This window comes from Microcystis sp. MC19, assembly GCF_003019735.1.
Lineage (GTDB): Bacteria > Cyanobacteriota > Cyanobacteriia > Cyanobacteriales > Microcystaceae > Microcystis.
In genome coordinates, this window is sequence record NZ_CP020664.1 from 808,065 (window position 1) to 832,558 (window position 24,494).

The following is a 24,494-nucleotide window of genomic DNA, read 5'->3' on the forward strand; positions in this document are numbered from 1 at the left end:
ATTAATTTTGCATGACTACTTAGTAATGTATAATGTAATGTATATAATTAAACTGGCTATGGTCAGCAAAATCCGCAAGCAAATTTATATCGAAGCCGAGCAGAATAATTTACTGAAAGAGAAGGCCCGACAGACGGGACTGAGCGAGGCCGAGATCATCCGACAGGCGATCGACCAACACATAATTTCCGTCAACGTTGACCCTGAGCGAAGCCGAAGGGTCAACTCTCCCACCCCGAACTTGAGCGCTTGGGAGCGAGAAAAGGCCTTTATCGCCGGTCTCGAAAACCGCCCATCACAACCGGGTAAAAGGGATTGGCAAAGGGACGATCTCTATAGCGAGGATTTTAATTCCGGGGCTACCATTGAGGGAATTCATTTCGTCAACCCCCTGAACGATGGCGGCAGACTTTCTTTTGGGTAAGATAGCTGTAGTTTCGCCAAGATTCCCAAAAAGGCGAGGGCGGCGGCTTCTTAACGAAGGCAGGAGGCGGTCGGCCGTTTTTGTAACGGGGATTTATGCCCCGCTCCCAAAACTTTTCGCCTTGTTGCTGTGCCAAATCCTTGACCCATAAACAATCATCCTCAAGATAACAAATCGATGGAAATTGTCGATGATAGCTGAGATTCTATCACTTGATGACCGAGATTAACCGGTCGAGCATTTCCCTCTACCGGCGCGCAATAACGGGGAATTGGGCTAGAAACGAGGCTAATATGACGGTCGCTCACCGCTAATCCATGGGTAGGATCATAGCCTTTCCAGCCGCCCCCCGGCAAATACACCTCTACCCAAGCGTGTAAATGTCTTTCTTCTTGGTCTAAATCTCCTTCTTGATAGCCACTGACAAAACGGGAAGCTAATCCCACACAGCGACACACATCCATAAATAAAACCACAAAATCGCGACAGGAACCCTGGTTATTTTTCCAAGTGTTTCCGGGTAGATAGGGTTCCCCGGTAAGACGAATAATTTGCTGACAATTTCGGTAAATTTTGTCATTAAGATTAAACAGGAAAGATAGCACCTGTCCCTCGGTTTCCTGCATAACTTCCTGGGCTAATGCTGCCACATCGGGGTCATTAGCTAACCCATAAAATTGTCTGTAGGGTTGTAATTGGCTGTGGAGGGAAATGGGATAATCAAAGGGTAAACAGGTCGCCCAAGGTTCCAATAAATACTGGAAAGGATTAACCCCATGGGTTTCCACTTCACTCACCACATCAATCAATAATTCTTCCGTCGGTTGATTAAACCAAATTTGTAAACAAGAATTGCCATCGAGGTCGATAATATTAGTTATCGTTAAAGGTTCTGGGTTAATTTTGAGCGTGAACTCTCGCAAAGTTTGCCCACCATCGGATTTTGGTCGCAAGCGCAGCAGATGGGGTGATAAAATCACGGGTTGATTATACAAATAATTAGTTTGATGCCGAATGTGATAACGCATTAAGTTGTTAATTGGGATTGATATTGAAAGTTATTTACTGCCAGAGGTGAGGCAAGTTCGGGATTGAAAACAAAGAAAGTTTCTGTCATTTTTGTTCCCACATCATTAACTCTTTTTTGAATATGGTCTAGGAATTCATGCAATCCCATTTCAATAACATCCTCGATGGTTAGATAACTCATTTCGGCACAAAGTCGCCCTAAACTTCTTTCTACCGAATTGCCCCAAGTTCCTACAGGAGTACCAGTAACTTGATGCAAACAGTGGTCTAATTCCCGCAGACAAAAGTGAATTGAACGAGGAAATTCTCGATTAAGAATTAAAAATTCGGCCACGTCACTAGGAGTAATCCGTCGTTGACATTTACGATACATTTCGTAGGCACTCACCGACCGCAGTAAAGCAATCCATTGAATTTGGTCTAGAGAAGTTCCTACCCATTGGGCGGAAGGTAAGAGATAATAGTATTTAACATCAAGAATTCTGGCGGTTTTATCGGCGCGTTCCTGTAATCTTCCCATAACGCCAAAATGCCAACCTTCATTATGAGTCATCGTCGCATCCATCACCCCCGCAAAACGGTGACTAGCCAATTTAACTTGGGTAAAAAAGTTCGGTAAAGTAGTTTGAGGATGGTAAGAGGAAGCATCTTTTACCATCAAGAAAAAACCATTAACCTGTTCCCACATTTCCGAAGAAATAATCTCGCGAACTGACCGAGCATTTTCTCGCGCCCAGCGCAAACAAGAGATAATTGAGTTACTATATTCCGTGTCAAATGTCAAGAAATTGATCACATTTTCTGCGGTGGCTGTGCCGTAACGTTCCTTGAATTGTTCTAAATCTCCCGTGGTTAAAACCAAAGGTTCCCACTGCTGCAAAACACTGGTGGGAATATCTAACATTAAATTAAGGTTAACATCCATAAACCGGGCGACATTTTCTGCCCGTTCAATATAGCGATTTAACCAATAAATTGAATCGGCAACTCTACTAAGCATAATTAACCAGGAAAAAGTGAAAAGGAAAAAGAAAAGGGTAGGGTGGGTTAGTAACCCACCAAAATTTTGATTATTGTCCTGATTACTTGGTTAAAACCCAAGTGTCTTTACTGCCACCACCTTGAGAAGAATTAACCACTAAAGAACCCTTTTTCAAAGCTACGCGAGTTAACCCCCCGGGATGCACATAAATTTCATCGCCACGATGGAGAATATAGGGACGTAAATCCACATGACGACCTTCAACTTCCGTGTCAATTAAAGTGGGAACCCGAGAAAGACTTAACACCGGTTGAGCGATATAATTGCGGGGATTAGCAGCAATGCGTGGGGCGAATTCTTCTCGTTCTTTCGAGGTAGCTTGGGAACCAACTAACATTCCATAACCTCCCGATTCATTGGCAGCTTTCACAACTAACTTATCGAGATTATTTAAGACATAATCTAAGTCCTTTTCTCGCCAACAAAGATAGGTAGGAACGTTATTTAAAATCGCTTCTTCTCCCAGATAATAACGAATCATATCGGGGACAAAAGCATAAATAACCTTATCATCGGCGACTCCCGTACCAGGGGCATTAGCTAAAGCGACGCGGCCTTCCTGAAAAACTTTTAATAATCCGGGTACACCTAACATCGAATCGGGACGAAAAACCGCCGGATCTAAAAAGTCATCATCGAGGCGACGATATACCACATCTACCCGTCTTAATCCCTTGGTGGTTTTCATTTGTAGATAACCATCAAAGACGACTAAATCACGCCCTTCCACCAATTCTACCCCCATTTGTTGGGCGATAAAAGAATGTTCAAAGTAGGCAGAATTATAGGTTCCGGGGGTTAAAACCACCACGGTGGGATTAGGTAATTGGGCTGGGGCTAAATTGAGGAGAGTTTCCAACAGATGGGAAGGATAATCATCCACCGGTTTAACATTCATTGTCTGGAAAATATCGGGGAAAGTGCTTTTCATTACCCGACGATTTTCGAGGACATAGGAAATACCAGAAGGAACCCGCAAATTATCCTCTAAAACATACCATTGACCATCTTTATCGCGGACTAAATCGGTTCCCGTGATGTGACACCAGATACCTCCGGCGGGTTTCAGTCCCACACAGGGTTTCAGAAATCCCGTCGCCGAGGCGATTAATTCGGGGGGAATAATGCCATCTTTAATGATTAATTGGTCATTGTAGATATCGGAGAGAAAAAGATTGAGAGCTTTGATGCGTTGTTTCAGTCCTCTTTCTAAATAATCCCAGTCCTCAGCCGAGACAATTCGGGGAATAATATCAAAAGGAAAGATTTTTTCCACCCCTTGATTGTCGCTATAGACATTGAAAGTCACCCCCAATTCAAACAGGGCCGACTGAGCGGTTTCCCGGTGTTGTTGAAGTTCTTGGGGCGGCAGATTCTGCAACCATTTGATTAAAGGGGACGAGTGGGGACGAGGTTGACCATCATCTAAGAATAGTTCGTCGTAGAAGCCTTCGGGATCGTAGGTATTTAATAGCACGCTGACCTCATTTCATACCTTACCTATTCCCAGTGTCGGACAATTGGCCTGATTTTTTGTAGTCTAGGAGACATTTTAAGGGAAATTTTAGGAAGTTACGTTTTACGTTGGGAGCATCTCACTTATGCAATGAGTATTAATACTTATAGCAGTCAAAAACTAGAAAATCTTCAACTTGATCACAAAGAGAAATGAGATTATAATAGTTATAACTTACAATTCAGAATAGCTCTCGATGGGAGGAATAATTCAATGTTATCAGAAAATGAAAAAAGAATTAAAGAGTTATGTCAAGAGTTAGGGCAATGTCTCTATGAGCAATCCCAAATTAAGAAATTTAATAACTTGGGAGAGATAGAGGAGACAGTCAGAGATTTAATGATTCATTATGTTAACCCAGAAATCGGTATTTTTTTGTCAAAACAAGCACAGAAGAAACTGCCGGTCGGACGAGAAAAGTGAAAAGTATTTTGGGGGAATTACCAATTACAGAAAAACAAGCGAAAAAATTAGAAATAAAGTCTCGGACTCAGATGAGTCCAATGTTAGAGAAGAACTGTTTGCTATTAAGTGGCGATGAATCCTACGAAAAATCGGCGCAGAAAATCAAATCATTGACAGGGATTGCTGTTTCTCACAGTACCCAACAACGCCTCGTACATCGATATGCTTTTGAAGAATTACCGTCTAACCCAGAAGTGGAAGTGGAAGAAATGAGCCTAGATGGCGGTAAGGTACGACTAAGAACTGCCAAGGGAAAAGCCTTAATTTGGCGTGATTATAAAGCAGTGAGTTTTCATCAACTGGGGGTAGCGGCTTTTTTTCAAGATAACTCAGCTTTATTAGATTTGGTTAATTCTCAAGTTTTGGCCAAGCCTTTAATTTGTTTAGGAGATGGACATGATGGTATCTGGAATTTATTTCGTGAGATCGGAGAGAAACAGGAAAGAATTGAAATATTGGATTGGTATCATTTAATCGAAAACCTCTATAAAGTTGGCGGGTCATTCCAGCGAATTGAGGAGGTAAAATGTTTTCTATGGAAGGGGGACGTGGACGCCGCTATCTCTTGTTGTGAAGGATGGTCAGAGCCGCAAGTTGAGAATTTTATTACTTATTTAAACAAGCATAAACATCGAATTGTCAATTATGGTTATTTGCAGGCAGAGGGGATTTCCATTGGCTCTGGCTCCGTCGAATCAAAAATTAAACAAATTGCTCATCGTCTTAAAATTACTGGTGCAAGTTGGCAATCTTGTAATGTACCGCAAGTCCTTCGTCATCGCTGTGCTTATCTAAATGGTTGCCTTTTTTAACTTTTTTATTGATCTCATTAAGCATTTCTACTTATTGCAAAGGTGAGATGCTCCCGTTACGTTTTTCGGGGCTGGCGATCGCCAATTGATCCCCACCGGTGGAGAAACCTGACCGGAGCGAGAATTAGCCCTGAAAACTGTGTTACATTTTTTAAAGGTCACACCTTAAATCTTTCATTTTTCTTACTGGTTACGCGATGTTTACCAAACAAGTAACGGATTCTAAAGCCTATCAATGGTTTGAGGAACGCTTAGAAATTCAAGGGATCGCTGATGATATCAGCACCAAATACGTTCCCCCCCACGTCAATATCTTCTACTGTCTGGGTGGTATCACCCTTGTGTGCTTCGTGATCCAGTTTGCCACTGGTTTCGCCATGACCTTCTACTACAAACCCACCGTAGCAGAGGCCCTCTCCTCGGTACAGTACATCATGAACGAAGTTAACTTTGGTTGGTTAATTCGTTCTATCCATCGCTGGTCTGCCAGTATGATGGTCTTAATGATGATCCTGCACGTTTTCCGCGTTTACCTGACCGGTGGCTTCAAAAAACCTCGGGAATTAACCTGGGTCACTGGGGTTGTCCTGGCCGTGATCACCGTTAGCTTCGGTGTCACCGGTTACTCCTTACCCTGGGATCAGGTGGGTTACTGGGCGGTTAAAATTGTTTCCGGTGTACCTGCTGCTATTCCCGTCGTCGGTGATCAACTCGTCACCCTGATGCGCGGTAGCGAAAGCGTCGGTCAAGCAACTTTAACCCGTTTCTACAGCTTACATACTTTTGTACTACCCTGGTCGATCGCGGTCTTCATGTTGCTACATTTCTTGATGATCCGTAAACAAGGCATTTCTGGGCCTCTATAATTCAGAAAAATATCTCTGTCGATCCGAAATCATTTTTAGGAGACATTATCCATGTCCACATTAAAAAAGCCCGATCTCAGCGATCCCGCTCTGCGCGCTAAGTTGGCTAAAGGGATGGGTCACAACTACTACGGTGAACCCGCTTGGCCTAACGATCTGCTCTATGTCTTCCCGGTGGTTATCTTCGGTACGATCGGACTCTGCACCGGTTTAGCGATTATGGATCCCACCATGATCGGTGAACCTGCCGATCCTTTCGCTACTCCCTTAGAAATTCTGCCAGAGTGGTATCTTTATCCCGTTTTCCAAATTCTCCGCATTCTTCCTAACAAACTCTTAGGTATCGCTTGCATGGCTGGCGTTCCCCTAGGCTTGATGTTAGTTCCTTTTATTGAAAGCGTCAATAAATTCCAAAATCCTTTCCGTCGTCCCGTCGCCACCGCTATCTTCCTATTCGGTACTGTGGTCACGATTTGGTTAGGTATTGGTGCTACTTTCCCCATCGATACATCTTTAACTCTCGGTTTGTTCTAAGTTACTGAACTTCACCGGTTTTTTGCCCACGCTTGTGATTCCTGACTTTGGAAGAGCGATCGTGGGCAATTTTAATTGTGATTTCCTCTAACGGGTAATTTGTTGTACCAAAGCGATAACATCGCTGCGGCTGAGTTTTTCCTTCCCTAAAGCTAGGACTTCGAGAGTGCCATGGGCTAAAGCGAGGGGAATCTTACAAAAATCAAGGGCTGGCCCTTTCGGCAGCGATTGAGTGTAATAATCGGCTAATTTCAGATTACGACGGGCATAATTATGAATATCAGTAATTGTCCAACCCTGGGGCAGAAAACTTACCCCCCGGCGCCGATCCTCCCCATGGTTGCGGGCAATATTAACCGCTTGTAAACCCCGGCCAAAACCGATGGCATAACTGCGATTAGTTTCGGTGCCATCGTACCAATTCCAGAGGTCAGACAGCAATAAACCCACGGCACCGGCCACACTAAAGGTATATTGATCTAATTCCACTTCTGTGCGAATATCCCAGTTATTCCCAGCCCAGTAGGCCATGCGATCGGCCATGGCCGCCGTGGCATCCCAGATCCGGGGGGCGATCGAATCCGGTGCTAACATAGCCCATTCGCCAATTCTCAGGGTTACTTCCGGCAAAATCTCCCGATGGACTAAGCCAAAAGCAAAGTTCTCTTCGGTAGAATTTTCGGTACCTGCTTGTAAATTCAGACTAATTTGTCTTAATATCTGAGATTTACTGAAGTTATCTAGGTCGGGATGGTCTTCTACTTCATCGATCGCCCTCATACAGAGATAAGCTGAGGCTACTGCCTCGAGCAGACGATCCGGTAAACGACTTATGGGAATATAAAAAGTTCGACTCGTTTCTTGCAGAATCGTTAAAGCATTATCGCGCAAATTCATTCAGTCCTCTCCTCACGCCAACTTAGGTAACTACGAGTTAAACCAATCAGACAGATCGGTTTAGGTTATGCCGATGTTCCTAAGACCAAGTTGCTGTCCATTGTAGTATGATTCTTCAAAATTTCGAGATTATTCCCGAAAAAATCAAACATTAGGGTATTCTTGACAATTTTTCTTTCTGGGATAGCTGAGGGACAATTACGGCAATTTTTCGAGATTACAGGCTTAAAAAGTGGTTTTTACCCGTTTTTAAACAGGATTTTGCGGCTTCATGGCAGGGATTGAAAGGAGGTCACTTGTAAAACCGGCCCGATCATGGCCATAGTCATCACATCTGAGCGAATTTGACCGATGACTGTCACTTTTGCCTTTGTTTGGGTTAATTCGGCGGGCGGTTCCATTAATTCGTAGGTTTGACCGTTATCGGCAATTAATGCCCAAGTTCCTGTGCCTATTTCGATTCTTTTTACCCGACCCGTTACACTAATACTCATGCTTTAATTTCCCCGATCAATGCGATCGCAATTTCTGCCCCTGTCACCAGCATTCTATCGATATCTTTCCTCGCCATTGATTGCCAATTTTGCCGGACTTTAACCCCATCAATCAGTTTTTTTTATCTAAAAAGCGATCACCATTGCCGCCACCATGGCCAAGAGGGATGCCACAATTGACCACGGCCCGACTGAGCGTTCGACAAAAGCTCACGCCGAAGCCTGCCCCCACGAAAAACTTTTTGCTGCAGACCCCAATTAAGCCTAACTGTTAATAGCGTAATGATAGGCGCTACCATTAGATTTCATAGGTGTCAACCACTGGCAGATAGTTTCTAGTTGTTGACGGATTTGATCGAGATGATCCTGCACGGGTTGCAGGAAGGTTTCATACTGTTGTACCTGAGTTTTTAAACGCAATAATGCCAGATTAGCATCGCGCCATTCTCGCTCCTGTTCTTCAAATTCACGAGTTTTTTGCGCTAAATCCGACCATTGACCCTCAATAATATCGCCGCTTTTTTGTAAATCCTCTTGTAGTTGCTTGATTTCTGCTGCTAAACGTTGACTTTCTTGGAGATTATTTTGATAATTATCGGCCAACAGCATTAATACTGGTTCAAAGCTACATTTTTGGGCATCTTCTGGGGATAAAATACCCTGTCTCCGCTGCAGAATTTTCAGATGTTGAGAGCGAATAGCTTGTCTTTCCTGGAGATTACGTCTTTGTCCGACCAAAGTGGCCGCCAGCATTGCTTTTTTTTCCTGTTCCTCGGCTAATTCTGCTTCTAAATTAGCTCGCTCGGATTCATCTATTGTGGCCATTCTTGCTTCTAATTCTTCCACGGTTTGGCATTGGAGAGTTAATTCTTCCTCTTGGTCGTTGACAAAAATTTCCCAGCGCTTGAGGTCTGTTTGTAAGTTCTTAACTAAGCTCTCCAATTCTTCTAAAGGCATTTTTTCAAGAGCTTCTAGATCGATTTTATCATCAAAATCTAGTTCTTCCCCTTGCAGGAGACGAAGGAGCATTTGTCGAGTAGAATCAGTGGTTTGTAGGGTGAGGTTAAGGCGCTCGAATAATTCCTGTTTGTGACTCAGAACGGTTTCTTGTATTTGTAATTGTATTTTAGCCGTTTCCAACCCACTGCGACTCGTCTGTAATTCCCTAGCTCTTTGTTCGAGATAATCGATCATTTCATCGTTGGCAACCTGACGATTTTCTACAGCTTTTTTCTGCTCCTCTAAACTCTGCCAACAACTATTTAAAATTGTCTGTTGTCCCTGCACGGATTCAAGAGTGGAATAGAGAATTTGTGAGGGAGAATTGCCCGGATCATGATTATTAGCTAAACGCTCCGCTAGAGAGCGAATAAATTGTTGTTGTTCCAGGGAAAGATTGGGGGAGAAGTTGTCATTTATTTGTCCTTCTTCCAGTTGTCGCTGTTGCTCGTTTAATTGTTGTTTTAGAGTTTCCAGTTCCTGTCTTTTGCGCTCTAAATACTCGAATTCTGCTTCTATTTGCTCAATTTGCTCGATTCTTGCCTCCATTTCCATTTTCTGGCGGTTGAGAATCTCGCTTTGATAGGTGAGGGATTGTTTCCACTGCTCGATTTTCTCTTGATCTTTCTTGCTACGCTCCATCAAACGGGAAATCTTTTGCAGTTGCCGCACCATCTCCGCTGCCGCTAATTCCGGGTTTCCTTGCAGTTGACGATTATTGCTCAAATTGACCAAGAGAAGCGCACCTTCAGCCAAGGGCTTAGTTTCGTCGTAGGTTAAGATATCTTCCTCCGGTATGGCGCTCCAAGTCTGATCCTTATGCTGACAGGCCAATAGTTTCAATTCGGTTTTGTAACCACCGATAAAACCTCTAGTCTGTTTTTTTACTTCTGCAAGGTATAGCACGAGTAGTCGTCCTCTATAATAAAAGTTTTTGTCATCAGTTTTAGAAAGAGTTGGCGATCGAGGGTAGGAGCGGCCTGTCTATGGTTTCAGTGTAACCATCCGATCCCAAAAATTTTTTCATTTCTATCATGGGAGTTTTTCTTTTTAATTCATACATTTGTTCTCAATTTTCCCTCTTCCCCACTGGAAAATTTTTGGAGATTTTTCAGAGCGAATTCACTGTGCTACTCTCAAAAAATTTGGCAGTCAATCTCATCAGCTGACCACACATCTAAATTATCGGTTAAGACGGCCTGAGAATGAGAAGCAAAGATAGAAAGCTAGACCTTTTGTACTAAAAATCTCCAGGGCTAGTTGAAATGCAGTCAAGCTTAGCGAAAAATATGTTACATAATTAGCTTATCAGATTTATTATTAGTGACAAGAGGAGGTAAGAGAGCGTTTCTGATCAAGAGGAAGTATGACGGCATTGGGCATCATCCCCAGACCACCAGCTACTGTTCCAGCCTTCCCCGGTTCCAGCCTTCCCCAAAACCCGAGACTTCCTACCTGACAATTAAGATAACTGCTTCTTCTAGACTAAAAGAAATAGGGTCTATTGGGGTAGATTCCGAGAAATTATGGAAGGAAGCTGCAATGAAATCGAGATTTGCAGTATTTTACTGGGGAATGTCCTCTAAAACCCTAAAACCTCACACCCAACCCCCAAACCCGAAAAAAAATCTCTTGGCTGGTCTTTTTTAACTTATTGTCAGCAGAATTCCCTCGCGCTTAGTGCCATGGCATGGGGCTTTTCAAGGGGCGAAGTAATTCGCGCCAGGGTTTCCCTCAGCGAAAATTTTGGGTCTGAAACCCCGTCGGAGAAGGACGGCTCGACTTTTTCAGTCTAACACTTCAGAGAAAAATGTGTTAAGATGTGAGCTATGGAAAAAGCCTATTCCTTTCGATTTTACCCCACCTCTCAACAAGAATCGCTCTGGCGACGCATCTTAGGCTGTGTAAGATTGGTTGACAACAAAGCTCTCCATGAAAGAACTCAAGGATGGTACGAACGACAAGAAAAAATCGGATATTCCCAAACTATTCAATGTTAAGCTGTTGGAAAAAGCCAGAAGATTTAGAGTTTTTAAATGAAGTTAGTTGCGTCCCTTTGTAACAAGGACTAAGACATTTACAAAACGCCTTTGCTAATTTTTTTCGCGGGTGGGGTCAACTATCCTAAATTCAAGCAAAAACATCAAGGAGGAAGTGCACAATTTACTAGGTCTGCTTTCCAATATAAAAATGGACAAATTTATTTAGCTAAATCTCAGAACCACTAGCAATTAGATGGTCACGGCAAATCCCAGAAGGTTGTGAACCAAGTACCGTAACAGTTAGGTTGCATCTATCGGGAAGATGGCATATCTCTAAAGGTAAGGAAGTAACAACCGTCAAAAAGCTAGAGGGAAAGTAGCTCAAGTTCACTCTAAAATCTCAAGAGGCCGTGAGGATTTTCTCCACAAGCGATCTCCTAAGATAGTTAACGAAAACCAAGTTATTGCTGTAGAAAACCTCAAGGTTAAAGCCATGGTACGCCATCATAATTTAGCTAAAGCCATTAGGGATTGTAGTTGGGGAATGTTTTGTCCAATGCTCAAATACAAGGCAGAATGGCAAGGAAAAACCTATAGGGAAGTTGATAGGTTTTTCCCTAGTTTTAAGACTTGTCATGTCTGTCTAAATCAAGTGGGTAGTTTGTCCCTTAATATTAGAACATGGACTTGTGTATATTGTCAGACAACTGATGACCGGGACATCAAAGGGGCGATAAATATCAGAAATGAAGCCTTACGGAGCTTGTCGTTAGGAAAAGCGCGATACTGCCTATAGAGGGGCTGTAAGACCAAAAACTGGGCGTAAGTCCGTCTTGAGGCAATCCCCTGTGAAAGAGGAAGCTTTCAACTCCGTTAAGAGTAGTTAGCCAGTGGAATGGGGAGCTATAGAGATGAAACCCGAAAGAGTCAATCAAGTCCTTGTTTAGGGGGAAAACCCCCAATAAATTTCAGATTACGTTGGAGGCAAAAATGGGAGCAATTTCGGAGCATCGGGTCAACGGGAGCTATTATCGGGCATCTTTTGCCATTGTTGTCCTTGGCAGCCTAGCTAGGTAGGGAGTTATGAGCGAAATATTGCTGGTAGAAGACAGCCAAACGCAACGGGAACTGATCTGTGGTCTGCTCCGTAATAGCGGCATTAAGGTCACGATCGCCACGGATGGGGTAGAAGCCCTCGAATATATCCAGAGAGGCAATCCCGATCTCGTCATTCTCGATATCGTCATGCCCCGCATGAATGGTTACGAGGTCTGTCGTCGTCTCAAGTCGGATGCAAAAACCCAAAATATCCCGGTGGTCATCTGTTCCTCAAAAGGGGAAGTCTTTGATCGCTATTGGGGTATGAAAATCGGAGCCGATGCCTACATTGTCAAACCCTTTGAACCGATTGAGTTCATTTATACGATTAAACAACTGCTGCGCCGATAAAATTGCCCTTTCCGGGGACAATCTAACTATGGCATAGGTCAAGACAGTTAAAAACGCCACCCGAACTATTAATTGCAAGAGAACGAAACTGATGCTTAACAACGCCGATTTTTTTACTGGTAACGCTGAAAATATCGCCCCCGACAATCAGGAATTAGAAACTCCCGTCGGTGAACTGTACTTGCGATTTTATCTACCCTCTCAGGACGAGTTTGCCCTGAGTGCCGTGGGCATTGGCGAGGTGATACAGCAACCACTCGATCGCATTACCCCCATTCCCAATGCTTCACCCTTGCTCCTCGGCACGATCAATCTCCGGGGTCAAGTGATCTGGGTGGCGGATCTAGGGCAATTTTTGGGGGATAGCAGCCCCTTAAACACCGATCGAGCCGAAATTCCCATAATTGCCATCGAAGAAGAGGAAACGATCCTCGGTTTAGGGGTGGAACGTTTGGGAGATATGGAATGGCTCGACCCAGAGCAACTAGGTAGTGCCGCCAGCATTCCCGCTCCGATCGCCCCCTATGTGCAGGGAGAGTGGATTCTAGAGCAAGAATCAAAAAAAACCTTAAGACTACTAGATTATCTGGCCATAATCCGTTCTGCCCGTTGGGCAGCTTAAAACCTGAAAAAAATAGCAGAATAAGATTTATAGCAATTCTTTCTTTAAGCTACTAACTACTTCACCACTTTAACTTTACTAGGGGAGGGGCAAATGCCGTCAGGGACAGAATACGCGAAACTCTATGGAAAGGCTAACACCGCCTATTGCCAGGGCAACCTTGAGGATGCCGCCCTCATCGTCAAAGAGATGAGCAGCAAGTATCCCGAGGATGCCAATGTCATCCTTTTACAGGGCCACATTCATCTAGGACTACAACAATACAGCTTGGCAGAGGAACGTTACGAAACGGTGCTGCGATTGGCTAAAAATTCAACCAGTCGCTCCGATCTGGTGGATTATGCCAGACGAGGTCTCGATCAGATTCGGCAATTGGGTTTTGAAGTCGAGGGGGGAGATTTTACGATCGCTGCTACGGAAAGCATTGCCTACAGCGAGGCAGCTTTCGATCCGGGTCAAGGTTTTAAGCATTCTCGGTCTGGAAAGTCGCAAGGGGCTGACCCCGATTGGCAAAATAAAGGGATGGATTGGAATAGTAGTCTTTTCAATGAGGAGGATCCCGGCGAGCCTACGGTCAGTAAAGTCCATTCCTATGACGATGATTTTGAAGAATCGGAGGAAACCGGCTTTAGTTCCCTTACCCTAACCAGTTTAGGTTCCTCCGATTCCCAAAGGTCTGACGATTCTGTGGGGGGGGAACCCCCTTTCTCCTTTTTAGAAGCGGCGGAGATTGACTCGCTGCCGGAAGAGTGGGACGGTGAGTTAGGGTCAACGGGAGAGGCCACTTTTATGGTTTCCTCTGACCTGGGGGAAAATCCCCTCACCGGTCGAGATCAGGGGTTATCCTATAGCGATACCCCAGAAGAAAGCGCTTTTGCCATCGACCGACAATCGACCCAGGGACAAGGGGCAAAAACTGGCCTTAATCAGGGCAGAGTCACTCAAAACAGATACCAAGAGGAAGACACTGGAGATTTTAGGGGACCTGAACTCAATGATGAGGATTTAGACAGTTTTTCCCCACTGGGTCTGACGGATAGGATGCAAGGACTGGGGGAATCGGAGCTATTTACCCGTTTGGGAGAGGAAGCTTTAAGTGTTGGTTTTGTCCCCGAACCCAGTGGGCTCCTTAATGCCAGTTCTGGTGTAGGAGAGCCTAGTTTTAATCCTTCTCGTCTAAAAATCCCCAATGACAAAAGAGATAGTCATCTTGCCCATGGTTCCGATCGCTTGCTCAAGCCAGTGGTGGAAGTCAATCCGGGCAAATTAGCCTTTTTTGTCAATGCTTCTTTGGGCAAAAAACAACTAATCCTAGCGGCTTTAGCGGGCATTACCCCTGTAATCTTAATTTTTGCCGTTAGTACCACCTCTTGGCTTTCTACGCTCTTGGCTGCCAAACCAGCCCCGAATAGCTGGGCAAAAACCGAAAAAGTTGCCCCCAAACCAGCCCCCGCCAGCCTTTCTCCTTTTAGTCAACCGGTACTAACCATGATGTTACTAACCGGACTGGGAACCCTGGCCGTGACTTGGCTAGGTTTACAGTTGCTCATTAGTCAGATTAAGCGCAGTCTCAACGATTTGCAAAGCCAATTCGATTATCTCTCGGAAGGTAATGTTAACACTCAAGCGACGATCTACTCGGAAGATGAATTCGGTCAACTGGCCAATCGTTTCAATCAGATGGCCCGGGTGGTGGTAACTACCACCACCGAGGCCCAACGTCGCGCTGCCGAAACGGAACGGGAACGGGAAGACCTACAACGGCAGGTGATTCGACTGCTCGATGATGTGGAAGGAGCGGCTCGGGGGGATCTAACCGTGGAGGCGGAGGTAAGCGCCGATGTTTTAGGGGCGGTGGCCGATGCTTTTAATTTGACTATCCAAAACCTGCGGGAAATTGTCCGACAGGTAAAAAAAGCGGCCAAACAGGTGAATCAAGGCAGTACCAATAGTGAATCTTTCGCCCGCAATCAGTCTAGCGATGCCCTGCGGATGGCGGAGGAATTGGCCGTCACCCTTAATTCGGTACAGATGATGACCGACTCAATTCAACGGGTGGCAGAAAACGCCAGAGAAGCCGAAGAAGTCGCCCGCACTTCTTCGATTACCGCCCTGAAGGGGGGCGATTCCGTGGAAAGAACCGTGGCGGGAATTCTGCAAATCCGCGACACCGTATCAGAAACGGCCCGAAAAGTCAAGCGTTTGGCGGAAGCTTCCCAGGAAATCTCGAAAATTGTCGCGGTAGTCTCTCAGATTGCCTCGCGCACTAATTTATTGGCTCTTAATGCCTCGATTCAAGCGGCGCGAGCAGGAGATGCGGGCCGCGGTTTTGCGGTGGTGGCCGATGAGGTGCGTCAGTTGGCCGATAGAGCCGCTAAATCTCTTAAGGAAATTGAACAGATCGTTTTACAGATTCAATCGGAAACGGGTTCGGTAATGATGGCAATGGAGGAGGGGATTCAACAGGTTATCGATGTCACCGAGCGCTCGGAACAGGCCAAGAAGTCCCTAGAAGATATTATCCAAGTTTCTAACCGCATCGATACGCTGGTGCGCTCGATTACCGCGGATACGGTCAAACAACGGGAAAATTCCCTCAATGTCGCCCAAGTTATGCAGTCGGTGGAGTTAACCGCTCAGGAAACTTCCCAAGAATCCCAACGGGTGGCCGGTTCTCTGCAAAAATTGGTTAGTATCTCCCGGGAGCTGCTTTCTTCAGTAGAACGGTTTAAGGTAGACTCGGAAGATGATCGATAATCGGTGAGCGGTAATCGGTGAGTTATCGATTGGCCGCTATCCCTCAAGATTGACCGCTAGGGTGAGTAAAGTTATGCCTAAACTTAGTCTCTGTATGATTGTCAAAAATGAAGCCGAAAATCTCCGGCGCTGTTTGGATAGCGTTAAAGAGGTGGTGGATGAGATGATCGTTATGGATACGGGTTCGACCGATGATACGATTGCTATTGCTCAAAGTTACGGTGCCATAGTTCCTAGCTACGATTGGCAGGGTAATTTTTCCGATGCCAGAAATGCGGCTTTAAAATATGTTACTGGCGATTGGATTTTAGTTCTTGATGCCGATGAAGAATTAAATCCCGCTATCGTGCCGAAAATGCGGCGGGCAATGGAAAAAGAGGAAAATTTAGTTATTAATTTAATCCGCCATGAAATCGGAGCCGTACAATCACCCTATTCTCTAATTTCTAGACTATTTCGCCGACATCCTCAAGTCACTTTTACCCGGCCCTATCACTCAATTATTGATGACAATGTGGCCATTTTATTAAAAAAAGAGCCAGATTGGAAAATAGTTGAACTGCCAGAAATTGCCATCTTTCACTACGGTTACACTGTTGATAAAATAGCCAGCTTAGATAAGTTTGAACGGGCAAGAAAGGCGATGGAGGGCTTTTATCAGCAACATCCCCACGATCCCTATGTGTGTAGTAAATTGGGAGGGTTATATCTGGAGATTGGCAGGGATAAAGAGGGTTTTAAGCTGCTCAAACATGGTTTAAAATGCCATGGCTCTAATCCGCATATTTTATACGAGTTATATTATCATCTCGCTAATTATTATTATTCAGTGGAGGAATTTAAGCAATCAGCCGATAATTTTATTAAGGCGATTAAGCAGCCAATTTTAGATAAATTAAAACTGGGTGCTTATAATAATTTCGGTGGGTTATTATACGAAGCAGAAAACTACGAAGCTGCCTTATCTGTCTTTGAGAAAACCGTAGAAATTGATCCTAGCTATGCCGATGGTTACTATAATTTAGGACTGGTTCTCAAACAACTGCATCGGCTACCAGAATCGATTAAAGCTTATAAAAAAGCTCTCAAGTTAAACCCCGATAATCCCGCTATTTACCAAAATCTAGGGGTGGCTTATATAACTTTCGGTAATTATAATGAGGCGATCAAGATTTGGCAAAAAGGCCTACAATTATTGAAAGATCAGGGTAATTTCTCTCGCGCTGAAATGCTACAAGAAACCCTAAAAGCTTTGGGAGCAAGTGTATTGAGGGATGAACAGTAACTGTTAACCGTTGTCGCGAAAATCAGGGTAAATAGCTCAAATATAAACTTAATAAAGTTTTAATAGACATTTAAGCCCTAATAGATTAATTTTACTTTTTTTCAAGCCGATATGCTGTCTCGCTAATCCTTGTCAAGCTTGAAAACTGGCTATTCTCTTGTGGGTTGGCCGTGAGAGAGGTCAATTTTCAAGGATAATTTGTAACAGAGTGTTGAAAATTCCTTTAATCTTAGTTATGAGCGATCGCCCACCAGAACTAACCCTAGCCGACCAGGCCCCTGCCAACTACGAATGTCGCTCCTGCGGCTACGTTTACGACCCCAGCAAGGGAGATAGTAAAACCAACACTCCCGCTGGAACCCCCTTCGAGGAATTGCCAGAAACGTGGCGCTGTCCCGTGTGTGGTGTGCGTCGTTCCCAATTTATCAACATCGGAGCTAAAGATGCTCCTTCGGGATTCCAAGAAAATCTTAGCTATGGTTTTGGAGTCAACCGTCTGACTCCCGCACAAAAAAATATTTTGATTTTCGGGGCTTTAGCGCTAGGATTTGTTTTCTTTATTAGTTTATATGGTTTAAACTAACTCAAGCACTCATTATCTTTAATCCAACGGCTCTTATGAGTCTGTTACCCATCGGGTACAAACCTTAATCCCTCCCGATTCCTTGACCAATACCTCTGAACCATTGATGAGAAAACTGAAACAATTCGTAATAGTTCTAGCTGTAGCCTTTTTCTGCTTTAGCTGTAGTAATGTGCCATCCCTGAGCAGTAGTCCTTGGCAAATCCTCACCCTCGACACTGACTCCACTTTTGCCGATATCGCCTTTACCGACGACTCGCAGCACGGTTGGTTAGTGGGGACCAAATCTACCCTCTTTGAAACCACCGATGGAGGGGACAGTTGGCAGCAAAAAGTCCTCAACCTTGGCGACGAAAAAGTTAGCTTTAGCGCCGTCAGTTTCCACGACCAAGAGGGTTGGATTGTCGGTAAACCCTCGATTCTTCTCCATAGCGAAGACGGGGGCAGCAGCTGGTCTCGTATCCCCTTAAGTGAAAAATTACCCGGTTCTCCCTACGGAATTATCGCTCTGAACGACAAAACCGCCGAAATGGTCACGGATTTAGGTGCTATCTACCGCACCAAAGACGGAGGCAAAACTTGGCAAGCTTTAGTGGAAGGTGCTGTGGGTGTGGCCCGGACAATTGTTCGTTCCCATGATGGTAAATATGTGGCCGTTTCCGCACGCGGTAACTTTTATTCCACCTGGGAACCGGGGTCAACAGAATGGCAACCCCACAATCGTCTTTCTTCCCGCCGTTTACAAAAAGTCGGTTATGGTGAAAAAGGGGAACTGTGGGCCCTGGCCCGGGGTGGTCAACTACAATTTACTAGCCCCAATGATCTCGATACATGGGAAGATAAGGTATTCCCCGAGTTTTCCACCAGTTGGGGACTTTTGGACCTCAACTACCGCACCCCCGAAGAAATTTGGGTCGCTGGTGGTAGCGGCAATCTCTTGGTCAGTGATGACGGCGGCCAGTCTTGGCAAAAAGATCGCGCGGTGGAAAGTGTCCCCTCCAATCTCTATCGAATTGTTTTTATCAATTCCGACAAGGGTTTTGTCTTGGGACAAGATGGGGTTTTACTGAAATATAATCCCCCTAGCGAACCGGCCTAAAACTTGTCTCAGGGTCAACAAAGTCTCTATTATAGAGATTGAATTTTTCAAGTCCTATCATTCCGAGGAGAACCGTCCATGTCAGGTAGTACCGGCGAACGTCCTTTTGGCGATATCGTTACCAGTATTCGTTACTGGATTATCCATAGCATCACCATCCCCATGCTCTTTATCGCGGGTTGGTTATTCGTGAGTACCGGTTTGGCTTACGATGTTTTTGGCACTCCCCGTCCCGATGAGTATTACACTCAAGAGCGTCAAGAATTACCGATCATTAATGATCGCTTTGAGGCCAAAAATCAAATCGATCAGTTTAATCAGTAGTTTACTTTAATTAAGGATAAAAACAATGGCTAGTGGTAATCCCAATCAACCCATTTCTTACCCCATTTTCACCGTTCGCTGGTTGGCAGTTCATACCTTAGCGGTCCCCACTGTCTTCTTTATCGGTGCAATTGCGGCAATGCAGTTTATTCAACGCTAGGAGAACAATTATGGAAAGAACACCTAATCCGAATCGGCAAGCCGTCGAGTTAAATCGTACTTCTCTTTATCTAGGTTTACTCCTAGTTGCTGTCTTGGGAATTTTATTTTCCAGCTATTTCTTTAACTAATTAGTCCCGATTCATTGTCATCGCAATTAGGAGGTGTTATTCATGTTCGCAGAAGGTCGTATTCCTTTGTGGTTAGTCGCCACCATCGCCGGTCTAGGCGTTATCGCCGTGCTTGGTCTTTTCTTCTACGGAGCTTACGCTGGTTTAGGTTCCTCTATGTAATTCCATTACGGGTAATTTCCCCCAGCAAAAAGCCGTTAGTTATTTCTATAACTAGCGGTTTTTTCAGTATTCGGTGAAAAGTAAAGCTCGATCGAACTTTATACTAATACTAAATCCGTTGAGTAACGCACAGAAAACGGGTTTCTCGGAGAAACCCGTTTTCTACTCATGCACTCATGCAAAAAGGGGAGAATAAATAATCAGTCTTTAATAACCAGATTTAGTATAAATCCGTTTTTAATAGTGTGATTAACAAAAAAAAGGAGTCAAAGACTTGACTCCTTTAGTTATATGGATGATTTAGCTAAAACTAAACTTCTTGTTTACGAGTGCTAAGATCACCCAATTTTTGGAATAAACCGAATTCCACTTGTTCTTCCAGATCTGGATCGACCCCGGCGAATACGTCGCGGTAGATGGTACGAGAACCGTGCCAGATGTGACCGAAGAAGAATAGTAAAGCAAAGACAGCATGACCGAAAGTAAACCAACCTCTCGGAGAAGTGCGGAATACCCCGTCAGACTTCAGGGTTTCGGTGTCAAACTCGAAAGCTTCACCGAGTTGCGCTCTACGGGCAAATTTCTTCACATCAGCAGGATCGCTGAACACCTGACCATCGAGAGAGCCACCGTAGAAAGAAACGGTAACACCACTTTGTTCGATACTCAGTTTCGATTCCGCACGACGGAAAGGAATATCAGCGCGAACGATACCTTCCGAGTCAGTCAGGACAACGGGGAAGGTTTCAAAGAAGTTAGGCATCCGACGCACGCTAAGGACGCGACCTTCGCCATCTTTGAAAACAGGGTGTCCTAACCAAGATTTAGCGATACCGTCACCGCTATCCATGGCACCAGTACGGAATAAACCACCTTTAGCGGGGCTATTACCGACATAATCATAGAAAGCCAGTTTTTCGGGGATTGCTTGGTAAGCTTCGGCGATGGTGGCCCCATTGGCGATGCTGGCCTCCACACGACGCTCAATTTCTTCTTGGAAATAGCCCTTATCCCATTGGTAACGGGTCGGGCCAAAGAGTTCGATCGGGGTGGTAGCATTACCGTACCACATGGTTCCAGCCACGACGAAAGCGGCAAAGAAAACGGCGGCGATACTGCTAGAAAGAACCGTTTCGATATTACCCATTCTCAAGGCTTTATAGAGTCTTTCGGGGGGACGAACGGTTAAATGGAATAAACCGGCGATAATCCCGACGATACCCGCAGCAATGTGGTGAGCTACCACACCCCCGGGGTTAAAGGGGTTAAAACCAGCCGGTCCCCATTCGGGAGCTACGGGCTGCACATGACCAGTTAAACCGTAGGCATCGGAAACCCACATCCCGGGACCCCAAAGGCCTGTTTGATGGAAAGCACCGAAACCAAAGCAAAGTAAACCGGATAAGAACAGGTGAATACCGAACATTTTCGGCAAATCGAGGGCAGATTCGCCCGTGCGGGGATCGACGAATAATTCTAAATCCCAGAAAACCCAGTGCCAAACCGCCGCTAGGAATAGCAGACCAGATAAGACGATATGAGCGGCAGCAACGCCTTCAAAAGACCAGAAACCGGGGTCAACACCAGTTTCGCCGGTGACGCTCCAGCCACCCCAAGAACCAGTGACACCTAAACGGGCCATGAAGGGCAGCACGAACATTCCTTGCCGCCACATCGGGTTTAATACGGGGTCACTGGGGTCGAAAATAGCAAGCTCATAGAGGGCCATGGAGCCAGCCCAACCCGCTACCAGTGCGGTGTGCATCAGGTGAACGGAAATTAAACGGCCCGGGTCGTTGAGAACGACTGTGTGTACTCGATACCAAGGTAGTCCCATTGACTACGCTCCTCCTATTGACAATTTAGTGTCCACTTAGACGCTTTTTATATTCAGGGTCAAAATATAAGCCCAACACTCTCGACTGTTAAGTGCAAGAGTTAGCCGACCTACATTATCCCTTGAAAAGTGTATCTATTCTAAAGAAGTGTAACTATTGTTAGAACAGATTTCAAGTCTTTGCGATCGATCTTCCGCCAGAATATTCCAGATAGGGGTGTGGGGTGTGGGGTGTGGGGTGTGGGGTGTGGGGTGTGGGGTGTAGGGTGTGGGGTGTGGGGTGTGGGGAGAATAAATAAAAATAATCTCCCGTCTCCTGAATCCTAACTCCTGAATCCTAACTCCTGAATCCTGACTCCTGACTCCTGATAACTGATCACTGATAACTGATCACTGATTACTTCCTCAGCAATTCTTCGGCATTTTGCAGGATTTCGAGGACTTGTTCGGCACTAATCAAGCGTTTTAGCACCACTTGCCCGATGGTGGGGACAGTATCGGCAATTTCGGCACTCTTGGGGGCAACTTCCACCATAATCACGGCTTCTTCCACCTTATAAAGCCATAAAACCTGTTCTCCCTCTAAAATACCGATATTTAATCGCTCTATCTGCGGTGGTCGTCGCCAACTACTCGCGTGATCCCACAAACCGCCAAATTCCCACACCCGTCCTATTGTCCAACCTGCCGTTAAGAAAAAATATTTCACTTTGTTACTCAATCTAGAATCAATCTCTAGCTTTCTGGCTTAATTAGTTTTCAGCCGTCAAATTTTATCAGCTTTTTAGCCCTCAGCCATCAGCCGGAATAGGCAATAGGCAATGGGCAATGGGCAATGGGCAATGGGCAATGGGCAATGGGCAATGGGCAATGGGCAATGGGCAATGGGCAATAGGCAAAAGTCAGCTTTGTTCTCCCTGCTCCCCGCTCGTCAATTCATAATTCATAATTCATAATTCATAATTCCCACTCCTGTCTCCTATGACGGCTAATAGCTAGTTAACGTCCCGTTAATTTCACCACCCCAATGCCCCCAAAGTATAGACCCAAGACCGCCCCTGCTAACAGGGATTGGGTGAGAGGATCTGTGGAAGGGGTTAAAATCGCGCCTAAAATCACCGCCCCTAAAACCACGAAACGCCAGCCCGATAACATCGTTTGCGAGGAAATAATGCCTAAAAAGCTCAAAATCAATTGAATAACGGGAATTTGAAAGGCGATGCCGGTACTAAACAGTAAAAGTAAGACAAATTCAAAATAGCGCTCGATCGACCAAGCTTGTTCGACCACTTCCGCCCCATAACTGACAAAAAAGTTTAAAGCGGCGGGAATCAGGGCAATATAGGCAAAAAATAAACCGGCAAAAAATAAAACACTCGATCCTAAGACTACTGGGACAATTAAACGCCGTTCGCGACGGGTTAACCCCGGCAGCACAAAGAGGATAATTTGCAAGAGAATGACCGGACTAGCCACCAGTATGCCGCTATATCCAGCTACTTTTAGGGAGACGAAAAAAAATTCTCCTGGGGCCAACTGCAAAAATTTTACCCCTTGGGCGGGGACTTCCAGCACTTGTACTAGGGGTTTAACGAAGATAAAACATCCCACCGCACCCACAGCCACGGCAATTAAACTATAAAAAATCCGCCGCCGCAACTCCTCCAAGTGGTCAAACAAGGACATTTCCACTTCTCCGGGTAACTCATCGAGATATTCGGGACTGTCTGGGGGCGGGGTTTTTACTTCTGTCGATGACATGGCTTTGGCTCGATCGTTCTCTACTCAAGCCTTTATCCTAGCATTGTTGACCCTTGACCTTGAATCAGTTATCAGTTATCAGTTACCAGTTATCAGATGTGAGTTTTTAGTGGACAGTCTTAATCGGGGGTCAGTATTCAGCTTTTATTTATTCTCCCTGCTCCCCATCTCCCCACTTCCCCACTCCCCTTAAAAAAAATTTGCTATGATATAGGGACTTGTTTAGTATTTGGTAAAAATAACCATAAGTGCCACCGTGTTCACAACTGTTCAACCCGCAAATCGATCGAGCTTACCTGATGACCTATTTACGGCAATTAAAGAGCTTAAACGACAATTAAACGCCGTTATTCTGGCTCACTACTATCAAAATTCTGACATACAGGATATAGCTGATTATATTGGTGATTCTCTAGGTTTATCCCAACAGGCTGCCCAAACGCCAGCAGATGTGATCGTATTTGCGGGGGTTCACTTCATGGCAGAAACAGCTAAAATCTTAAATCCAGATAAGTTGGTATTGCTGCCAGATTTAGATGCGGGATGTTCTTTAGCTGATAGTTGTCATCCTGAAGATTTTGCTCGTTTTAAAGCCCAATATCCCGATCATATCGTGATTTCCTATATTAATTGCAGTGCAGAAATTAAAGCCATGAGTGATATTATCTGCACCAGTTCCAATGCAGTCAAAATAGTTAACAAAATCCCTGCCCATCAACCGATTATCTTCGCTCCTGATCGCAATTTAGGCCGTTACGTTAGCCAGCAAACTGGTAGAGATTTAGTTCTCTGGCAGGGTAGTTGTATTGTCCATGAAACTTTTTCCGAACGCAAGATAATAGAATTAAAAGTCGCCCATCCAGAAGCAAAAATTATCGCCCATCCTGAGTGTGAATCATCGGTTTTACGCCATGCCGATTATATTGGTTCCACGACGGCACTATTAAATTATTCTCTAAAAAGTTCTGAAAAAACCTTTATTGTCGTCACAGAACCGGGGATTATTCACCAGATGCAAAAATCCGCGCCAGAGAAACTATTTATCCCCGCACCAGCTTTAAATAACTGTGCTTGTAATGAGTGTCCCTACATGAGACTGAACACTCTCGAAAAATTGTATCTCTGTATGGGAGATAAAACTCCAGAAATTACTATTTCTGAAGATTTAAGAATTAAGGCACTGTTGCCGATTCAAAGAATGTTAGAAATGTCTTAATCAGTTATCAGTGATCAGTTATCAGTTATCAGATGGCGCAATAATATTA

Annotated in this window: 24 protein-coding genes and 1 pseudogene; 16 read left to right on the forward strand and 9 right to left on the reverse strand. The window is 44.8% G+C overall.

Features of this window, described 5'->3' with window-relative positions; translation table 11 throughout:
• Positions 1-25: 25 nt before the first annotated feature.
• Complete coding sequence (locus B5D77_RS04160; protein WP_106908335.1) at positions 26-424, forward strand: CopG family transcriptional regulator; 399 nt, start codon at positions 26-28, stop codon at positions 422-424.
• 161 nt (positions 425-585) lie between these two features.
• Here the strand turns inward: B5D77_RS04160 and B5D77_RS04165 are convergent, their stop codons facing one another.
• From B5D77_RS04165 to B5D77_RS04175, 3 genes are all read right to left on the reverse strand, one after another.
• A complete protein-coding gene (locus tag B5D77_RS04165; RefSeq protein WP_106908336.1) occupies positions 586-1,452 on the reverse strand; it encodes a transglutaminase family protein in 867 nt (288 codons plus the stop codon).
• Entirely contained in the window at positions 1,452-2,453 is a 1,002-nt protein-coding gene (locus B5D77_RS04170; protein WP_106908337.1) for an alpha-E domain-containing protein, read from the reverse strand. Before B5D77_RS04170 ends, B5D77_RS04165 begins: the two co-directional genes overlap by 1 nt.
• A gap of 82 nt (positions 2,454-2,535) precedes the next feature.
• Positions 2,536-3,972 (reverse strand): circularly permuted type 2 ATP-grasp protein, encoded by a 1,437-nt coding sequence (locus tag B5D77_RS04175; protein ID WP_106908338.1) that lies wholly within the window; start codon positions 3,970-3,972, stop codon positions 2,536-2,538.
• Positions 3,973-4,224: 252 nt separating this feature from the next.
• Here B5D77_RS04175 and B5D77_RS04180 point away from each other — a divergent pair.
• The 3 genes from B5D77_RS04180 to petD all read left to right on the forward strand — a co-directional run bounded on the left by B5D77_RS04180 (position 4,225) and on the right by petD (position 6,688).
• A protein-coding gene (locus B5D77_RS04180) for an ISKra4 family transposase (protein ID WP_106908108.1) occupies positions 4,225-5,288 on the forward strand; the annotation gives its coding sequence in 2 pieces (ribosomal slippage) (positions 4,225-4,381 and positions 4,381-5,288; 1,065 coding nt in all).
• A gap of 197 nt (positions 5,289-5,485) precedes the next feature.
• Positions 5,486-6,154 (forward strand): cytochrome b6, encoded by a 669-nt coding sequence (gene petB, locus B5D77_RS04185; protein ID WP_002738970.1) that lies wholly within the window; start codon positions 5,486-5,488, stop codon positions 6,152-6,154.
• Between the two features lie 51 nt (positions 6,155-6,205).
• Positions 6,206-6,688, forward strand: coding sequence for a cytochrome b6-f complex subunit IV (petD, locus tag B5D77_RS04190; protein ID WP_004267928.1), 483 nt, complete (start codon positions 6,206-6,208; stop codon positions 6,686-6,688).
• Positions 6,689-6,775: 87 nt separating this feature from the next.
• Here petD and B5D77_RS04195 read toward each other — a convergent pair whose 3' ends face one another.
• The 3 genes from B5D77_RS04195 to hmpF form a co-directional block, all read right to left on the reverse strand.
• Positions 6,776-7,585: a squalene/phytoene synthase family protein gene (locus B5D77_RS04195; protein WP_008202329.1), complete on the reverse strand. Its 810-nt coding sequence runs from the start codon at positions 7,583-7,585 to the stop codon at positions 6,776-6,778.
• 269 nt (positions 7,586-7,854) lie between these two features.
• A complete protein-coding gene (locus B5D77_RS04200; protein ID WP_008202331.1) occupies positions 7,855-8,079 on the reverse strand; it encodes a hypothetical protein in 225 nt (74 codons plus the stop codon).
• A gap of 264 nt (positions 8,080-8,343) precedes the next feature.
• On the reverse strand, positions 8,344-9,984 hold the full coding sequence (gene hmpF / locus B5D77_RS04205; protein WP_106908339.1) for a pilus motility taxis protein HmpF: 1,641 nt from the start codon (positions 9,982-9,984) through the stop codon (positions 8,344-8,346).
• A gap of 923 nt (positions 9,985-10,907) precedes the next feature.
• Here hmpF and B5D77_RS26150 point away from each other — a divergent pair.
• The 11 genes and pseudogenes from B5D77_RS26150 (at position 10,908) to B5D77_RS04265 (ending at position 19,631) form a co-directional block, all read left to right on the forward strand.
• Positions 10,908-11,947 (forward strand): annotated as a pseudogene (locus B5D77_RS26150) (RNA-guided endonuclease InsQ/TnpB family protein).
• A 196-nt stretch (positions 11,948-12,143) separates the two neighbouring features.
• Positions 12,144-12,509 (forward strand): response regulator transcription factor, encoded by a 366-nt coding sequence (locus B5D77_RS04220; RefSeq protein WP_008202346.1) that lies wholly within the window; start codon positions 12,144-12,146, stop codon positions 12,507-12,509.
• Between the two features lie 91 nt (positions 12,510-12,600).
• Positions 12,601-13,131, forward strand: a complete 531-nt coding sequence (locus tag B5D77_RS04225; RefSeq protein ID WP_008202348.1) for a chemotaxis protein CheW — start codon at positions 12,601-12,603, stop codon at positions 13,129-13,131.
• Between the two features lie 93 nt (positions 13,132-13,224).
• Positions 13,225-15,888 carry a methyl-accepting chemotaxis protein gene (locus tag B5D77_RS04230; RefSeq protein ID WP_106908340.1) on the forward strand — a complete coding sequence of 888 codons (2,664 nt, stop codon included), beginning with the start codon at positions 13,225-13,227 and terminating at the stop codon, positions 15,886-15,888.
• A 73-nt stretch (positions 15,889-15,961) separates the two neighbouring features.
• On the forward strand, positions 15,962-17,173 hold the full coding sequence (locus tag B5D77_RS04235; protein WP_008202352.1) for a glycosyltransferase: 1,212 nt from the start codon (positions 15,962-15,964) through the stop codon (positions 17,171-17,173).
• 235 nt (positions 17,174-17,408) lie between these two features.
• On the forward strand, positions 17,409-17,756 hold the full coding sequence (locus B5D77_RS04240) for a rubredoxin (protein ID WP_002757647.1): 348 nt from the start codon (positions 17,409-17,411) through the stop codon (positions 17,754-17,756).
• 106 nt (positions 17,757-17,862) lie between these two features.
• Positions 17,863-18,855, forward strand: a complete 993-nt coding sequence (locus B5D77_RS04245) for a photosynthesis system II assembly factor Ycf48 (protein ID WP_008202356.1) — start codon at positions 17,863-17,865, stop codon at positions 18,853-18,855.
• Between the two features lie 78 nt (positions 18,856-18,933).
• Positions 18,934-19,179 (forward strand): cytochrome b559 subunit alpha, encoded by a 246-nt coding sequence (psbE, locus tag B5D77_RS04250; protein ID WP_008202359.1) that lies wholly within the window; start codon positions 18,934-18,936, stop codon positions 19,177-19,179.
• Positions 19,180-19,204: 25 nt separating this feature from the next.
• Positions 19,205-19,339 carry a cytochrome b559 subunit beta gene (psbF, locus tag B5D77_RS04255; protein WP_002736175.1) on the forward strand — a complete coding sequence of 45 codons (135 nt, stop codon included), beginning with the start codon at positions 19,205-19,207 and terminating at the stop codon, positions 19,337-19,339.
• 10 nt (positions 19,340-19,349) lie between these two features.
• Positions 19,350-19,469, forward strand: a complete 120-nt coding sequence (locus tag B5D77_RS04260) for a photosystem II reaction center protein L (RefSeq protein ID WP_002735805.1) — start codon at positions 19,350-19,352, stop codon at positions 19,467-19,469.
• 42 nt (positions 19,470-19,511) lie between these two features.
• Positions 19,512-19,631, forward strand: a complete 120-nt coding sequence (locus tag B5D77_RS04265; RefSeq protein WP_002736108.1) for a photosystem II reaction center protein J — start codon at positions 19,512-19,514, stop codon at positions 19,629-19,631.
• 310 nt (positions 19,632-19,941) lie between these two features.
• Here the strand turns inward: B5D77_RS04265 and psbB are convergent, their stop codons facing one another.
• From psbB to tatC, 3 genes are all read right to left on the reverse strand, one after another.
• Complete coding sequence (gene psbB, locus B5D77_RS04270; RefSeq protein WP_002735904.1) at positions 19,942-21,468, reverse strand: photosystem II chlorophyll-binding protein CP47; 1,527 nt, start codon at positions 21,466-21,468, stop codon at positions 19,942-19,944.
• Positions 21,469-21,865: 397 nt separating this feature from the next.
• Positions 21,866-22,177, reverse strand: coding sequence for a hypothetical protein (locus B5D77_RS04275; protein ID WP_002749272.1), 312 nt, complete (start codon positions 22,175-22,177; stop codon positions 21,866-21,868).
• Positions 22,178-22,467: 290 nt separating this feature from the next.
• The gene (tatC, locus tag B5D77_RS04280; RefSeq protein ID WP_008202364.1) at positions 22,468-23,229 is read right to left on the reverse strand and encodes a twin-arginine translocase subunit TatC; all 762 of its coding nucleotides are present in this window, start codon (positions 23,227-23,229) and stop codon (positions 22,468-22,470) included.
• Between the two features lie 256 nt (positions 23,230-23,485).
• On the opposite strand from tatC, the gene nadA reads away from it, so the two are divergent.
• Positions 23,486-24,445, forward strand: coding sequence for a quinolinate synthase NadA (nadA, locus tag B5D77_RS04285; protein WP_008202366.1), 960 nt, complete (start codon positions 23,486-23,488; stop codon positions 24,443-24,445).
• The last annotated feature ends 49 nt before the right edge of the window (positions 24,446-24,494 follow it).

Coding starts and splice junctions, on each gene's coding strand:
- B5D77_RS04160 (WP_106908335.1), top strand. CDS start 26: ATGTATAATGTAATGTATATAATTAAACTGGCTATGGTCAGCAAAATC.
- B5D77_RS04165 (WP_106908336.1), bottom strand. CDS start 1,452: ATGCGTTATCACATTCGGCATCAAACTAATTATTTGTATAATCAACCC.
- B5D77_RS04170 (WP_106908337.1), bottom strand. CDS start 2,453: ATGCTTAGTAGAGTTGCCGATTCAATTTATTGGTTAAATCGCTATATT.
- petB (WP_002738970.1), top strand. CDS start 5,486: ATGTTTACCAAACAAGTAACGGATTCTAAAGCCTATCAATGGTTTGAG.
- petD (WP_004267928.1), top strand. CDS start 6,206: ATGTCCACATTAAAAAAGCCCGATCTCAGCGATCCCGCTCTGCGCGCT.
- B5D77_RS04195 (WP_008202329.1), bottom strand. CDS start 7,585: ATGAATTTGCGCGATAATGCTTTAACGATTCTGCAAGAAACGAGTCGA.
- B5D77_RS04200 (WP_008202331.1), bottom strand. CDS start 8,079: ATGAGTATTAGTGTAACGGGTCGGGTAAAAAGAATCGAAATAGGCACA.
- B5D77_RS04220 (WP_008202346.1), top strand. CDS start 12,144: ATGAGCGAAATATTGCTGGTAGAAGACAGCCAAACGCAACGGGAACTG.
- B5D77_RS04225 (WP_008202348.1), top strand. CDS start 12,601: ATGCTTAACAACGCCGATTTTTTTACTGGTAACGCTGAAAATATCGCC.
- B5D77_RS04230 (WP_106908340.1), top strand. CDS start 13,225: ATGCCGTCAGGGACAGAATACGCGAAACTCTATGGAAAGGCTAACACC.
- B5D77_RS04235 (WP_008202352.1), top strand. CDS start 15,962: ATGCCTAAACTTAGTCTCTGTATGATTGTCAAAAATGAAGCCGAAAAT.
- B5D77_RS04240 (WP_002757647.1), top strand. CDS start 17,409: ATGAGCGATCGCCCACCAGAACTAACCCTAGCCGACCAGGCCCCTGCC.
- B5D77_RS04245 (WP_008202356.1), top strand. CDS start 17,863: ATGAGAAAACTGAAACAATTCGTAATAGTTCTAGCTGTAGCCTTTTTC.
- psbE (WP_008202359.1), top strand. CDS start 18,934: ATGTCAGGTAGTACCGGCGAACGTCCTTTTGGCGATATCGTTACCAGT.
- psbF (WP_002736175.1), top strand. CDS start 19,205: ATGGCTAGTGGTAATCCCAATCAACCCATTTCTTACCCCATTTTCACC.
- B5D77_RS04260 (WP_002735805.1), top strand. CDS start 19,350: ATGGAAAGAACACCTAATCCGAATCGGCAAGCCGTCGAGTTAAATCGT.
- B5D77_RS04265 (WP_002736108.1), top strand. CDS start 19,512: ATGTTCGCAGAAGGTCGTATTCCTTTGTGGTTAGTCGCCACCATCGCC.
- psbB (WP_002735904.1), bottom strand. CDS start 21,468: ATGGGACTACCTTGGTATCGAGTACACACAGTCGTTCTCAACGACCCG.
- tatC (WP_008202364.1), bottom strand. CDS start 23,229: ATGTCATCGACAGAAGTAAAAACCCCGCCCCCAGACAGTCCCGAATAT.